General features: G+C 38.1%; 9 protein-coding genes and 1 pseudogene. 1 reads left to right on the top strand and 9 read right to left on the bottom strand.

The window, feature by feature from the left end; genetic code table 11:
* Positions 1-246: 246 nt before the first annotated feature.
* From HE1_RS08825 to HE1_RS02890, 4 genes and pseudogenes are all read right to left on the bottom strand, one after another.
* Positions 247-408, bottom strand: coding sequence for a hypothetical protein (locus HE1_RS08825; protein WP_162531213.1), 162 nt, complete (start codon positions 406-408; stop codon positions 247-249).
* 310 nt (positions 409-718) lie between these two features.
* Positions 719-967 (bottom strand): annotated as a pseudogene (locus HE1_RS07185) (helix-turn-helix domain-containing protein).
* Between the two features lie 281 nt (positions 968-1,248).
* Entirely contained in the window at positions 1,249-1,755 is a 507-nt protein-coding gene (locus HE1_RS02895; RefSeq protein ID WP_035544531.1) for a transcription termination/antitermination NusG family protein, read from the bottom strand.
* Positions 1,756-2,676: 921 nt separating this feature from the next.
* Positions 2,677-3,534 (bottom strand): hypothetical protein, encoded by an 858-nt coding sequence (locus HE1_RS02890; protein WP_035544503.1) that lies wholly within the window; start codon positions 3,532-3,534, stop codon positions 2,677-2,679.
* A gap of 935 nt (positions 3,535-4,469) precedes the next feature.
* Here HE1_RS02890 and HE1_RS10320 point away from each other — a divergent pair.
* On the top strand, positions 4,470-4,607 hold the full coding sequence (locus tag HE1_RS10320; protein WP_084490960.1) for a transposase: 138 nt from the start codon (positions 4,470-4,472) through the stop codon (positions 4,605-4,607).
* A 72-nt stretch (positions 4,608-4,679) separates the two neighbouring features.
* Here HE1_RS10320 and HE1_RS08820 read toward each other — a convergent pair whose 3' ends face one another.
* The 5 genes from HE1_RS08820 to rpoB all read right to left on the bottom strand — a co-directional run bounded on the left by HE1_RS08820 (position 4,680) and on the right by rpoB (position 15,590).
* A complete protein-coding gene (locus tag HE1_RS08820) occupies positions 4,680-4,823 on the bottom strand; it encodes a hypothetical protein (protein WP_162531212.1) in 144 nt (47 codons plus the stop codon).
* A 523-nt stretch (positions 4,824-5,346) separates the two neighbouring features.
* Entirely contained in the window at positions 5,347-5,793 is a 447-nt protein-coding gene (gene acpS / locus HE1_RS02880) for a holo-ACP synthase (RefSeq protein ID WP_023491920.1), read from the bottom strand.
* A gap of 21 nt (positions 5,794-5,814) precedes the next feature.
* The gene (locus HE1_RS02875) at positions 5,815-7,164 is read right to left on the bottom strand and encodes a phosphohexomutase domain-containing protein (RefSeq protein ID WP_006292697.1); all 1,350 of its coding nucleotides are present in this window, start codon (positions 7,162-7,164) and stop codon (positions 5,815-5,817) included.
* Positions 7,161-11,270, bottom strand: a complete 4,110-nt coding sequence (gene rpoC, locus HE1_RS02870) for a DNA-directed RNA polymerase subunit beta' (protein ID WP_152531098.1) — start codon at positions 11,268-11,270, stop codon at positions 7,161-7,163. The genes HE1_RS02875 and rpoC overlap by 4 nt, the downstream gene beginning before the upstream one ends.
* A 168-nt stretch (positions 11,271-11,438) precedes the next feature.
* A complete protein-coding gene (gene rpoB / locus HE1_RS02865) occupies positions 11,439-15,590 on the bottom strand; it encodes a DNA-directed RNA polymerase subunit beta (RefSeq protein WP_006292693.1) in 4,152 nt (1,383 codons plus the stop codon).
* Positions 15,591-15,689 lie beyond the last annotated feature (99 nt).

Genomic DNA, 15,689 nt, shown 5'->3' with positions numbered 1-15,689 from the left:
AGAATTGAAAAACTGGAAGATCTTAAACAAGGATTATCTGGATCATCATTCAGATCTTTTATAGGAATTGAAAAAACACCGTCTTCCGAAAAAAAGGTTATGCCCCCCCAAAAAATAAAATTAAAAAAAATTATTGACTTTTTCTTTTTCTTAAACATCTTAATTTGCTTTCCTTTTTTGATAAAGATAAGTAAAAAAGTATCACAAAAAGTAAAAAAGTCAATGGACTTATTAATTATTATTTTATTACAAACAAATAAACAATAAATTATTGATACCTTTAACCAAAGATATCACGTTAATTCTCAAAGTTTTATCAACGTGAAGTGCTGCAAAAACACTCAGTGTTACCTCCAGCATTTCCAGTGATCGTGTGTTTGCAAGAGGGGGCGAAATCTTGCAAACCAATGGCGATGTCGAGCGTTGTTTTGTTCAATAGAAAACGTTTTATCTTTTCCCTGAAAGAGGCAGGTGCTTTGGATAATTTTATTAAAATTTGCTTAATGATCTGCGCAATAAAATAAAATTTTCCATTTTTTTAATCGTTCAAAAAGTTGTTTGAATGTTTGACTTTAGTTATCACAAAATTCCAAATCGACAAGCCCTTTTCCAGCACGATCATAGAATTTAGAAAACCAAGCTTTAAAAATTCAATTTTTTTGCTTCTTTTTTTTAAATAATTCCAAAATTCATCGACTTCCTTGACAATACCTTTGTCTTATAGAGAGGGCTCAATTTTGGCGCATAGCCTTAATCCTAAGGTGCCCGCCCCCTTCAAAACAGCGGTGGTGCTGACACCAAAACGCTGAGCGCTTCGGTTCATTGAAAAGGCCACTTGCGTATAAAACGAGGGCTTGTAGCTTGTCTTTTTCGGGCACACCTCGTGAAATTTTTTTCACAGTTTTTACATTTGCACCGCTGCCCCCCCTTCGAACAAAACCGCTTTTAAAGCAATCAAAACATTCACAAAATTTACATAAAATCTTTTTTAGAGACTTGTAAAAGACTTCCTTTTACCAATTCTAACAAAAAATATCTTTAGTTAAAGGTTTCCATTTTTTTACGCAATTTCTGAACTTGTAGACCAAACTATTTTTTTCTCCTTGACTTATAGGAATTTTTTTCAGATATACGGCTCTCATGAAAAAATTAGCTCTACTCTATTTTACTACTTTTCAAAATAGCAGAAGGATAAAATTGAGTTCGATTATAACCGACGTTGGGGTAACCTCTCTTCTTGAATTTAATTCATCCTTCTTCTATAGAAAAAACGGGAAGACTCATTTTTATCTCTCTTCCCAAAAAAGTCAACAATACCTGAGCCCTAGAATTATCATCTATTGACTGAAAAATTCCAGTCTGATCTGCAAACGCACCTTCAAGGATACGCACTTTTTCACCTTTAACAAAATTTACAAGACTTGAAATGGGAACAATGCCATCCCCAATTTCTTTTTCCTGCAAACGATAAATAACATCGGCTTCTACTTGCGCAGGATTTAGGGCATCACACATTAGTAAATAAGATACTCCCCGAGTCCCATTAATGCTGCGCCATCTTACTAAATTCAAATCTAGTCCCAAAAAAATATATCTAGGAAACAAAGGTACAAGTTTTTCTTCTACCCTGCGAGCATGGCGACAAACTTTTTTAAATCGAGGAAAGTAAACTTCATACCCTTGATCTAATAAATGTTTTTGAGCGATGGATTCCTTTAAAGGTTGCGTATGCACAACACACCATGTAATATTCATAAAATCTTCCTTACAAGATACACAAAATATAAAGTCAACGCGCGATGCTATAATTCTATACTTCTTTTCATAATTTAGCCACATCATGAAGTGTCTTATAAATATACACCAGCAAAGCATTATACGTCAGGTTCTTCTGGATATCATACTTCTTATACGTCTTATAATATAAAACCTTTTCGTATACACCAATTACTTTTAGCTTTCATAAATCTTATCTTGACTTTACCACACAAAATACAAAGACAGACTCAGTAAGATTTTCTTGGAAAAATCAATTCTTTTTTGAATCCTTTTTGGAAGAGCAAAAAAAGACCTCAAAAAAAATAAGCCTTCCTTAATCTGATTTCTGCCTAAACACTAAAAATGTCTTAAAAGGAGCAGAAAATTTTAGTTAGGAAAAATCCCCCCTACTTCCAAACCTGTACTATAACTTTCATCATCCATGATACAAAAGTCTCTTTTTTTTGTGGATCCCTGGAGAGTACTATTAAAAGATACACATTAACTTTTTAAAATTTTCAAAAGTTTTAAAAATTTTAAAATTACACTTAAGTTAAAAACCAAGTCAAGTCATTTTTTTTCTTTTATTAAAGAGTGTAGTAATTTTTCTACCACTATATTCTAATTGTTCTAGATCATATAGAAAAATTGATTTTAAAAAATGTTGTATTGTAAAAGATAAAAGAATCATAGTAATGATTATTTTTATTCCCTTTAATATTTCATTTTTTTGGACCTCCTTTTATTCGTTAGATACAAAGTATAACACTGAGGGAGGTAGCCTATTTGTCTTGATTGCCCTGAAATACCTCTACTTTATCCCAATGGGAAGGGGGATACTGGGATTTTTAGACAATAAATGCACTATGGCAGTTTATTACCCCGTTCACAAAACATGTTGATAAAGATTAGGGCATCTTATTTAGTTATTGATTTAAAAAAATTTTTAACCTTATCTCGCTTTCGTTCACGCTTTGGTTCAGGGATAATTTCTTTTTCTTTTTCTTTTTTTTCTATTTCACCTTGTTCAAAAAATTTAATTTCACTATCTATTTTTATTGCGGTATTAACGTTTGACTTAATAACAAAATCTTCATTGTATTTTGTAATTTTTCTTTCTAAAAACAATTTTTTAATATCTTCATAGTATTTATATGTAGTTTTTTCTTCTTTAATATAACTAAAGAGATTTTTAAAAGAATCACCTAAATTAAGTTTATTTAAGGCGCTACTTATTTGCTTTTCCAGAGCAAATTGAGCCTCTGAATACTCCTGTGCCTGACCGAAATAATCAATTGCCTTTTTGTGCATCTTGTCTTTATTTTCTTCTAAAAATTTTTTATACTCTTCGTTATGAGAAGTGTTATCTTTAGATAATGCGTCACAAAAATTTTTGATATGTGCATAATAAACAATTTTCATATTATGGATAAAATCATCAGCGAAATATTTTGCTAAAAGTATTCGAGTTTCCAAAGATAATTCTTTTGTCCTTGATTTATTCATTAGATACTTATCAATAATATTTTTGAAATTACCTTTATTTTCAATGATTTCAATTAAAAAGATTTCAAAATCTAAAATAATTATATCAAAGGGATCTGAGTATTCGCCCCCAAAAGCCTTTCTAAGCTTACTTTGTGTTTTGGAAGATTTGCTGAAATTTTCAAGCTTTGATTTCCTAATTTCATTAAGATCTTCATAAAGACCAGCATAGATTTCTGTATTTACGCTTAACACAAAAAATAACGAAATAAGAAAAATTTTGTTTAACATGTTTATAATAAGCTAATTTTTACACTTTTTGTTTTATCAAAAAAATATAAATTTTTTATAAAAACAAATAAAATCTGAAGTGAGATATAAACCATCTGCACAGTAATTACAGAAAAAAAATAGTATTGCGTCTTACCCCTGTTGTAATTGTTCGTTTTATGAAAATGTTATACTAACTGTGCAGACAGGTTCTTAGATTTTAAAAAATGTCGTATAGCTAAGGCCAATATACAACAAGAATAAAATTACGCTAGAATTTTGTCAAAACTTGAAAAAAAGATGACATATTCAGTTCAATTCCGTAAAAAAGTACTAAAGCTATAATCAGCTGTTGAAAGTTTTATCAAGCTATGCAAAAGATTTAAGATCTCAACTATAGTTAAAACATGATAAAAAGAACATGACAATGGAGCTAGATAGAGTTATAATTACGTAATAAATTATAGTAATTAAAGTTATGACATATTCATTAGATTTTCGAAAAAAGTATTAAAAACAAAGCACGGGTTATCATTTGAAAAGTAGCAGATAGATTTTGCATATCTAAATCAGCAGTAGCAAGATGGAGCAAAAATCTTGAAGGAGTCAACAAAAGGAATAAACCCTGGACAAAATTAGACAAAGAGAAATTAATATAAAAGAATTTCCAGATAGTTTAGCTATGAAAGTGTTAAGAGGTTAGAAGTCAGCGCTTCTGGTATAAGATATGCAAAACACCGTTTAGGAGTGACATATAAAAAAACTCTTAATCATCCGATCCAGAAAGAAGATCTGCGTTTTGCCAAAAAATTGAAGAATTCAAAAAGTAAGAACCTGTATTCATGAATAAAAAAGTGTGATATAAAAGGCCTTGAGGTGTAGAAGATTAACCAAGCGATTTAAAAGAAAGAGAGAGGGGTGATAAAGCATCATTTTGATAGCGGCAATAAAAGCAAATACAAAAAAAAGAGGGTGTTAATGCAGTATTTTATATAATCAAGAGCGGTTATCAATGGCGCATTCTACCAAAAGATTTTCCACCATATTCAACGGTACATTCGTTTGATAGACGATTTAGGATTAAGGAGGTATAGAAAAAAGATAAAAGGAGTGAGAATCCCAGCTATAGCATCCTTAATTCCCAAAGTGTTAAACCCACAGGCACCTCAGAAAAAATAGGTATAGATGGGGGAAAAAAGATACGCAAACGGCATAGTGGTGTTGATAGGCAAGGCAATCTGATCCATATCACGGTTCATAAGGCCAATGACACAGGTGCTGGGTGCAGAGTTTTTAAGGAAATGTTGCAAAATATCCTACATTAAAGGAAGTGTGTGCAGAAGCTGGATATAGAAAACCCCTGGAGGAATTTGTGAGAACTCTATTGAATAAAACTATAACAATCTCAGAGAATATATCTCAAGGATGGGCTATACTTGCTAAAGCGTTGGATTGTCGAAAGAACATAGGATAACTAAATTATTTTCGAAGAGTATCTAAAAATTACGAAATTGCTATAGCGACTGCTGAAAATATGAGTATGATAGCCCATTCCATGATCCTATAAAGATAGCTAAATCATGAATACAGGTTATAAGACAAGCAGATAGGTTATAGTGACGAAAGTGTGTTTTTGCTTATGATATGCCGGACACTCTGATAAAGTCAATCGGTGTTATGGCGCTCATGACTGGGGGGAGCAATGCCATAGGTGCTTTAATTGGCAAAGATATAATTGCAATTGGTTTGATATCTGGCTTACAAAGGGAGCACTCTTGGGTGCTACCAAACCTTCCAAAAAAAAGCGGCATATGGATACTGATAAGAATTTTATTACGAGATACCAGTTAAAGATTCAACAGATGCCAACACAATAACAACAGCTTGAGCGTAACGTCTTTCATCAGAAATACTTAAGTGCACACTTATCCCTTTCCAAGGAAGGTACTTATACACTTTTTCAGCTATTCTTAAGCAAGGCTTTCCTTTTTCATCATGGTAAACGTCTATATCTAACCAAGAACATCGCTCAGAAATTCCCCATCCCAACGCCTTAACGAAAGCTTCCTTTGCACAAAATCGAGAAGCGTAATGCCCATAAGGATTAAATTTTTTTCTGCAATACTGCTGTTCTTGAAGGGTAAAAATGCGATCCAAAAAACGAGATCCATGCCGTTGAATTTTTTCTTGAAGACGTGAAATTTCCAAAAGATCTATCCCCACCCCCACCATTACCTGATAAGTTTTTAGATCTTCTTTAGGAAAAAAATTATGCATCATAAAAATAATATTTTAATTTCTCTAAGCTGCACTACTTTCAAGGATTGATTTTACTCCAGCATGCTGAAACAACCAGTCTTTAATACGTTCCATCTCAACATTTAAATCTAAAGCACATGGTCCTTCCAATAAAATTCTAATAACTGGCTCTGTTCCTGACCCCCTTAACACTAAACGTATATTTGGAGCAATAGATTCATGTAACGCACGCAAACATGAACGCATCTGTGGTGTCGTTAAAGAAAAGCTACCATCAATCGGAACATTACACTGTATCATAGGATAAGGAACAAAACCCGGAAAAATTGCATTCTTTTCCTTTTGCATAAACCTTGTACTAACCTCTAGTGCAACCCACAACCCATCTCCCACCGATAAAAAATCGTTATCAATGATGTGCCCTGAAGACTCCCCCCCCCAACGAAGTCCTCGAGTTTTTAAAGCCTGAGCAATCCAGCGGTCTCCCACATCTACCCTAAGAAAAGATTTCCCTCGTTCTGCACAATGGAGCTCTAATCCATAATTGCTCATAACTGTTCCAACAATGCCAGAATCATCTTGAGCTAAAACCGCTAAAATATGATCTCCATTCCAATAATTTCCTAAATGATCAACAACGCCTACCCTGTCCCCATCTCCATCAAAACAAAATCCCAAATCTGCTTGTTCTTTCACAACAGCCTTTTGTAAATACCTTGGATGTAATACTCCAGACTCTTCGTTAATATTATTCCCGTTCGGTGCGCCACCTAAGCAAGAAACTACTTGCGCACCACAAAGATTAAAGCAATGTTCAGCAAATTTCCAAAGAGACCCGTGAGCACCGTCAAGCACAACACGCAACCCTCTTAAATTTCGACCAGAAACTAAAGTTTTTTCATAAGGAAGTTGTGTATGCGTGACGGTATCTTTAGAAAGCATATTTATTTCTCTTTCTTCTTGAAGATGCTGCTCTATAAAAAGTTCGATTTTCATCTCTTCTTCCACAGAAAGTTTTTCTCCTTTACTGTCAAAGCATTTTATTCCGTTGTACACCGCCGGATTGTGAGAAGCAGAAATCATAACACCAAAACTCGCATCGTAATAGCGTGTCAACCAAGCCAAAGCACTGCTGGAACACACCCCAAGGTATCCTCCATTTACTCCTCTTTCTTTTAATCCTGAAGCCAAAGCACAAGCAAAAGCAGGACCAGAATCCCGTGTATCTATCCCAATAAGCACCCAAAGCGAGTCTTTGTTAATTTGAGAAAATTTTTCTTGAAGATATTCTGCAAAAGCACATCCAACACGGGCAAGAACAGAAGGAACAAATATTCCTTCAAATTTAACCCCCCGTATCCCATCTGTTCCAAACCAACGTAATTTTTTCACAAATTTTGCTCACTAGAACGACTTAAAGGATTTGAGTCTCGCACTCTTGCCTCTTGGCGCAAAATACGTTCGAACAAGCCAGTTCCTGCAGGAATTAGACGTCCTGCGATAACATTTTCTTTCATTCCCCTTAAATTGTCCACCTTTCCATGTACCGCAGCATCTGTCAGCACCCGAGTAGTTTCTTGGAACGAAGCTGCTGAAATAAAAGAATCAGTTTGCAAAGACACCTTTGTAATACCTTGCAAAATACGCAAAGCTTTTGCAGGTGCTTTCCCTTCCTGAAGCGCACTACGATTTCCTTTTTCCAGCTCTTCAAGAGTGATGTGATCTCCTACTAGGAAAAGAGTTCCCCCAGCTTCTTGAATCTCTACACGCTGCAACATTTGTCGCAAAATAACTTCGATGTGCTTTTCATTAATCCGAACTCCCTGAAGTCGATACAACATCTGAATTTCTTGAATCAAAAAATCTGCCAAAGCATCTACCCCCAAGATAGACAAAATATCGTGTGGCACCATGTTTCCTGCCACTAATATGTCTCCTTTATTAACTCGATCCCCCTCATACACCAAAATATGCCGTCCTTGAGGAATTGTGTATTCTACGGGGCGCTCTTGAATATCATCTGGGATAACAGAAAACTTTCTTCGATTCTTCTGATCCTTACCATAGGCTACTACTCCAGAATATCGGCTCATCACTGCCGGTTCTTTTGGACGTCGTGCTTCAAATAACTCTACGATACGAGGCAACCCTCCAACGATGTCTCTAGACTTAAAGGCCTCTTTTGCAAGCCTTGCAATAACGTCTCCTTTCTGAACTCCTTGTTGATCTGTTGCCAATACCACTGTATCCACAGACAATGAATACCTTACTTCAGAACGAAGTGTATCGTAAGGTTTTAACACAAGAGTTGGGCGCAACTCTTTTCCCCTGCTGGTCGCTCTAGAAGGCACAACGATACGCTGCGTAATACCAGTTAAATCATCCAAAACTTCCCTCAAAGAAACTCCTTCTACCAGATCGGTATAATGGATAGTTCCTTCTTGCTCTACGATGATAGGCAAAGTATAGGGGTCCCACTCTGCCAACCGCTGTCCTTGCTCTACTTGCATCCCTTCTTGCACTAAAAGAGAAGATCCATACGGCAAGCGAAAACTCATCAACTCTTGCCCTTCTCGAGCAAGGTCCAATATCTGAATTTCCATAGAACGCCCTACAACGATGACTTGACCATAACGATTAACGACGGTACTTTTGTGGCGAAAAGCAATTTTTCCTGCATAGCGCGCATCAAGAGACGAAGATTCAGAAGCACGTTGAGCAGTACCTCCAGAGTGGAACGTTCTCATGGTAAGCTGCGTTCCTGGTTCACCGATAGATTGTGCTGCAACAACTCCCACTGCCTCACCCATCATAACCATTCCACCGCGAGCTAAATTTCTTCCATAACACATGGAACACACACCGTACCTTGCTTCACATTTTAAAACAGAACGCACCGCAACAGAACGAACATAATCATTTTCAATCAACACCACTGTATCATGATCTATCAGCGTTCCCTTTAAAAGTACAGTTCCATCAGAAAACACAATATCCCTAGCCAAAGTACGACCAAAAATGCGCTCCCTAAGCGACGGTCCCACACCAGAAATATCATCTAAAGCGCGCATTTCAATAAACGCATCCGTTCCACAATCCTGCTCGTGAATAACACAATCTTGAGCAACATCTACCAAGCGACGCGTCAAATACCCTGCGTTTGCTGTCTTTAGTGCAGTATCTGACAATCCCTTTCGAGCACCGTAAATAGAGTTAAAATACTCATCAGAGCGCAACCCTTCCTTAAAGTTAGAAATAATTGGATGCTCAATAACAGTACCGTCGTGACGCGCAATCAATCCTCGCATTCCCATAAGCTGTCTAAGCTGTCCTTTTGCACCTCTTGCTCCAGAAACCGCCATTAGGTAAAGAGAGTTTAAAGGCTTTCCTGGAACTTCTTGAGCGATACGCTCCATCATATGATAAGCCACAGACTCAGAACACTTCGTCCACGCATCTGTAATTCGGTTATACCGCTCACCAAAAGTGATCAATCCGTCCAAATATTGCTGATGGTACTCTTGGATTAACTTTTCTGTTTCTTTTACCAAAGAATCTTTTTCTGGAGGAACCAAAAGATCATCTTTTCCAAAAGAAATTCCTCCGACGGTAGCGTATTTAAATCCTAGTTGCACTAAAGCATCAGCAAACCCAGTTGTTGCCGGCGCCCCACAAAACCGATGCACTTGCCCTATAACTTCATTAATTTCTTTTGAACTTAAATTTCGGTTCAAAGATGAAAAGGAAATTTTTGGATGTCTTGGAACTACGTCCCAAAAAATTAATCGCCCAGGCGTTGTAACTTCACGAGAACTCTTCAGATTTCCCTGCTCGTCCAACATCTCAACCCTTGCTTGAATAACAGCGTGAAGAGAAACAGATTTTTTTTCTAATGCCATTAATACTTCTGAAAAAGAGGAAAACGCCATACCTTCCCCTTTTTCTTGACTGCGCTCTAAGGTGAGGTAATACAACCCCAACACCATGTCCTTACTGGGAACTATCACAGGCTCTCCACTAGCCGGACTTAAAATATTATTAGTAGACATCATCAAAACTCTAGCTTCAATCTGCGCTTCCAGAGAAAGAGGAACATGCACCGCCATTTGGTCTCCATCAAAGTCCGCGTTATAAGCCGCGCACACCAAAGGATGAAGTTGGATCGCCTTTCCTTCAATCAAAACAGGTTCAAACGCTTGAATACCCAAACGGTGCAACGTCGGTGCACGATTTAAAAGCACTGTACGCTCTTGAATAACCTCTTCTAGAATATCCCAGATTTCTGGCCTTTCTCGCTCTACCATTCGTTTTGCAACTTTCACACTGCTTGCAAGACCGTATCGCTCTAATTTTGCATATACATAAGGTTTAAACAGCTCTAAAGCCATCTTTTTAGGCAAACCACATTGATCTAACCTAAGCTCAGGCCCCACCACAATGACAGAACGCCCTGAATAATCTACTCGTTTCCCCAAAAGATTTGAACGAAACCGTCCATGCTTTCCTCTAAGCATGTCAGACAAAGACTTTAAAGGCCGCTTATTGGTGCCCGTTATAGGACGCCCCCTGCGCCCATTATCAAAAAATGCATCAACTACTTCTTGTAACATACGTTTTTCATTGCGAATAATCACGTCTGGAGTTTGCATTTCCATCAATTTTTTAAGACGATTATTCCGATTCAACAAACGACGATAGAGGTCATTTAGATCTGAAGTGGCAAAACGCCCTCCATCTAGAGGAACCAATGGCCGCAAATCAGGAGGAATAACAGGAATTACATCCAAGATCATCCATTCAGGACGCGTATTAGACCCCACAAACGCTTCTACAAGTTTTAACTGTTTTATGATACGCTTACGTTTGAATTCTGAAACAGAGCCTTCAAGTTGAGAACGAAGCTTAGCGCGCATTTGTTGAAAATCCAAATTTTCCAACATTTCCTTAAGCGCTTGAGATCCTGACCCTACAACAAAATTTCCAATTCCATATTCTTGACAAAATTTGTTGTATTCTGCATCTGTTAATACCCGACCATAAGCAAGAGGTGTCAATCCTGGATCTAAAACCACTTGCCCTTCAAAATATAAAATACGTTCAAGCGTTTTTATCGTCATATCCAATAGTGTGGCAATTCTGCTTGGAAGAGAACGAGAAAACCAAATATGAGCAACCGGAGAGGCCAGCTCAATATGCCCCATGCGCTCTCTTCGAACCTTAGTTTGAGTGACTTCAACGCCACACCGTTCACACACAGCCCCCCTATACTTCATACGCTTGTACTTTCCGCACAAACATTCATAATCTTTGATGGGACCAAAAATTCTCGCACAAAATAGACCATCTTTTTCCGGCTTAAACGTTCTGTAGTTTATAGTTTCTGGTTTTTTCACTTCCCCATAAGACCAAGAGCGAATTTGATCTGGACTAGCGATAGAAATTCTTATCCCATCAAAATCCGTGGGAGTTCCAGGGCGATAAGAAACCGCCTCAAACATATCGTGGCAAGTTTCTTGCGTTAATGGAGCAACTACCGGAGAATCGTTGACTTCACTTTGCTCTGTATCTTTTGGTCTTGTATCATCATAAAAATTTTCTGAAGAAACTTCCTGCTTCATGGCCCAAAATCCATCTTGATTTTCTATACTCATTAATAATTCTCCCTTCTACGCTGCAGAACAATCGATTGCATTTTTTTGCACATACTCCACGTTTAAGCACAACGTACGAAGTTCTTTGACCAAAACATTAAAAGATTCTGGAAGCGTTGATACAGAAGATTCCATGTTTTTAATGATAGACTTAAACATCGCCATTCTTCCGTCCAAATCATCAGATTTAACAGTAATCATTTCCAAAAGTATTTTTGCCGCTCCATAAGCCTGCAATGCCCACACCTCCATTTCTCCAAACCGCTGACCTCCAAATTGAGATTTTCCTCCCAAAGGTTGCTGAGTTACCAATCCATAAGGCCCTACAGAGCGCGCATGAATTTTATCATCTACCAAATGGTCAAGCTTTAACATATACATGATACCCACTGTTACAGGACGATCAAAAGGTTCTCCCGTTTTTCCATCGTAAAGACGCTCTTGCCCTGATAAATGAAGCCCCAAAGATTGAAATAACTCTTCAATGTCTGAAACCTTAGCACCTTCAAAAACCGGTGTTGCCATAGGCATCCCCTTACACGTTCCTTCTGCCAACTTCATCAAAGCTTCTAGAGACATCTCTTGAATTTTTTGAACAAGATCCGGCTTCTTATAGACGTCGCAAAGCCCCTTCCTTAAGAAAGTTTCTCCTTGCTCAGCGTCCATAAAGACTGCTTGTTTTAAAACCTCTTTTACTTTTTTTCCAAAATTCAAAGAGGCCCATCCAAGGTGGGTTTCTAACGTCTGCCCCACGTTCATACGCGAAGGAAGCCCTAATGAGTTCAAAACAATATCAACCGGAGTCCCATCTTCTAAATAAGGCATATCCTCTTGAGGAACAATCACAGAAACAACCCCCTTGTTTCCGTGACGTCCGGCCATTTTATCTCCTGGTTGCAATTTTCTCTTGACCGCCAAAAATACCTTGACTATTTTCAAAACTCCAGCAGGTAATTCGTCACCCCGGCTAACACGACCAACCTTTTGCTCACACTGCTCTTCAAGCTTTCTAATATTCTCGTTATATTTAGAACGCAAAATTCCTAGCCGTTCCCCTTCAGGACTTTTTGAATCTAAATGAAACGTTCTCCATCTTCCTGCTTCTATTTCTGGGGTCCACAATGACTTTTCAATACAAAGACGTCGCTGATATTTTTCAACAAGCTCTTTAGTACTTTTTTTCATGATACGCTCAAGAATATTTTTCTCAATATCTTTTTCTTGAATTAATTGTGCTATTTTTTGTCGCTCAATAATCAAAGACCTTTCGTCTTTTTCTACCCCTGCACGACAAAAAATTTGTACATCGCACACTACTCCCCGCATCCCAGAGGGAACACGCAACGAACTATCCTTTACATCTGAAGCTTTGTCCGCAAAAATCGCCCGCAACAATTTTTCTTCGGAACTTAACGTAGTTTCAGCGCGAGGACTGACTTTTCCAACCAAAATATCGCCAGGCTCTACTTCTCTTCCGATATGAATAATTCCAGACTGATCTAGGCGCGCCAACATTTCTTCTGGAACACCAGGAACATCAATAGTAATTTCCTCTGCTCCTAATTTTGTATCTCGTACAATAACTTCTAGTTCTTCAATATGAAGCGTTGTAAACGTATCTTCTTTTATCAAACGATTTGAAATAACAATAGAATCCTCAAATCCATACCCGTACCAAGGCATGAATGCAACAAGAACGTTACTTCCTAAGGCAAGCTCTCCTTGATCCATAGCACATCCGTCAGCAATAATGCTTCCTTCCGTTACTCTTTGCCCCACGCTGACCACAGGTTTTTGGTGAATACATGTTCCAGAATTAGAACGACGAAACTTAGTTAACTTGTAAATATCAATTAACGAATCTTTCTCTTGATTATCAGGAATAATTACAATGCACCGAGCGTCAACACTATCTACAATTCCTCCGCGCTTTGCGTGAATGATAGCTCCAGAATCTCTTGCCACTAACGCTTCTAGCCCTGTCCCCACCAAGGGAGCCTGACTTTTCATTAAAGGAACTGCTTGACGTTGCATGTTAGACCCCATAAGCGCACGATTCGCATCGTTATTTTCTAAAAACGGAATCAAAGCTGCCGCAACAGAAACAATTTGCTTTGGAGAAACGTCAATAAAATTCACATCTTTTACGGGAACCAAAACGTACTCTCCCGCTTTTCTGGTTCGAACAAGAGGTCCTCTTAAGCACCCATCTTCATCTACTTCCGCATCTGGCTGTGCAACATAAGCACTTTCTTCTTCCATAACTGAAACATAAACAACGTCCTGAGTAACGCGACCGTCTATCACACGCCGATAAGGCGTTTCTAAAAAGCCATACTTATTAACCCTGGCATAAACTGCCATAGAATTAATCAGTCCAATGTTTCCTCCTTCAGGAGTCTCCACAGGGCAAATACGACCATGTTGACTTGGATTAACGTCACGAACATCAATACCTGCCCGTTCTTTCGTCAACCCCCCTGGCCCCAAAGCTGATAACCGCCGCTTGTGATTAACAGAAGAAAGGGGGTTTGTTTGGTCCATAAACTGCGACAGCTGAGAAGTTCCGAAAAATTCCTTGATGACGGAAGAAATAGCTCGAGCGTTAACAAAATCATTAGGCATTGCTTGCTCTAAATCAATGGCACTCATACGTTCTCTGATTCCGCGTTGCATACGAAGCAACCCTGAACGATACTGCGCCTCTAAAAGCTCCCCCACTGAGCGCACACGACGATTTCCCAAACTATCGATATCGTCTACAAACCCTTTTCCTTCTTTAAGGTCGAGTAAACATCGAATAATTTCAATAAAATCCTCCTTACACAAACAGGTTTGAGAAAGAGGAGACGTTAATTTTGGCAATCGAGCATTCATTTTTAAACGCCCAACCTCTGCCAAACTATACCGATCTGGATTAAAAAATAAATTTTGAAAAAATGCGTACATCACTTCCAGTGTAGCATTTTCTCCGGGGCGCAAAATACTATAAATCTCCTCCAACGCATCTTTACGGGAAAGGTTTTTATCTGCCAACAAAGTATTACACAAAGGAGCACTACTGCTTATATGATCCATAGAAAGCACTTGAAGCTCGCTGCAAGATGCGTGTAAAATTTTCTCTAGAAGCTCTTTTGTTACTTCTTCTCCCGCTTGACCTAATCGCTCCCCTGTGTCCAAAGAAAAAAGATCGTCAGCAAGACAACGACCGATTATTTGACCAATATCTGCCCTTACATGTTTAATTTGCTTTTTTTGAAGTAAGGATAAAAACCGCTGAGTTAAACGCTCTCCCGCTGCAGCAACTACCTCCCCTGAATCCGCATCTATCAAGTCTTGAGTAAGAATAACATTGTGCCATCCCTTTGGATTGAAGTCGCATACCCACTCTCCACCGCTCAAAATCCAGCGCTCTGTTTCATAAAATCGATGCAGAATCTCACTACGAGACATCCCAGGGGTCAACCAAGACTCTTGCTCTTGCTCTTGCTCTTGCTCAAATTCTTGGTCCGAATTCAGTGCCATCATCAAAGTCGTCACTAAGAATTTTCTCTTACGGTCAATGCGAACGTACAACAAATCTTTTGGACTAAACTCAAAATCAATCCAAGCTCCCTGGAAAGGAATAACACGAGCCACATAGCTCTTAACTCCATGATGACCAGAATCTTTATCAAAAAAAACTCCCGGAGATCGCTGTATTTGTGAAACAACAACGCGCTCTACCCCATTGATAACAAAAGTTCCTTCTGGAGTCATAATTGGGACGTCGCCCAAGTAAGTATCTTGCTCTCTTACTTCTTTAATCTCCCGTTTTCCGTCTACTACCTCAAACAACGTTAACCGAAGACGCACTTTCAAAGAAGATGCATAAGTCAAGCCTTTTTGACGAACCTCATCGATATCAAATTTAGAGGGCTCTAAAGTATAATAATCCAAATCAAGTTGAGCACGTTCCGAAAAATCCTGTATAGGAAAAAAGCTCATCAAGGCACCCTGAAGTCCTTCTCGCTTTCTCTGATTCCAAGGCACATCTTTTTGCAAAAAATCATCATAAGATTGCTTTTGTAGCTCTATTAAACTAGGAATTTCCATAAACTCTGGAAAACGAGAAAAACCGTACCGAAGCCGCTTCGGAGCCAAACCAAATGCTCCATGGTCTACCATAATCTCTCCCTAAAGTAAGTAAATTTAAATTTTTAACCTCTCTATTTCGGATCCATTTTTCATAAAAAAGTCTTCCCCGATAAAAATAAAAATCACCGT

The sequence above is a fragment of the Holospora elegans E1 genome (genome assembly GCF_000648275.1).
Classification (GTDB): Bacteria; Pseudomonadota; Alphaproteobacteria; order Holosporales; family Holosporaceae; genus Holospora; species Holospora undulata_A.
The sequence above is the reverse complement of the archived record's forward strand: the minus strand, read 5'-3'. Positions and strand labels throughout refer to the sequence as shown.

Excerpts from the sequence above, each read along its gene's own strand:
- rpoC (WP_152531098.1), bottom strand. The coding sequence starts at position 11,270 with ATGTTTGAGGCGGTTTCTTATCGCCCTGGAACTCCCACGGATTTTGAT.
- HE1_RS02890 (WP_035544503.1), bottom strand. The coding sequence starts at position 3,534 with ATGTTAAACAAAATTTTTCTTATTTCGTTATTTTTTGTGTTAAGCGTA.
- rpoB (WP_006292693.1), bottom strand. The coding sequence starts at position 15,590 with ATGGTAGACCATGGAGCATTTGGTTTGGCTCCGAAGCGGCTTCGGTAC.
- acpS (WP_023491920.1), bottom strand. The coding sequence starts at position 5,793 with ATGATGCATAATTTTTTTCCTAAAGAAGATCTAAAAACTTATCAGGTA.
- HE1_RS02895 (WP_035544531.1), bottom strand. The coding sequence starts at position 1,755 with ATGAATATTACATGGTGTGTTGTGCATACGCAACCTTTAAAGGAATCC.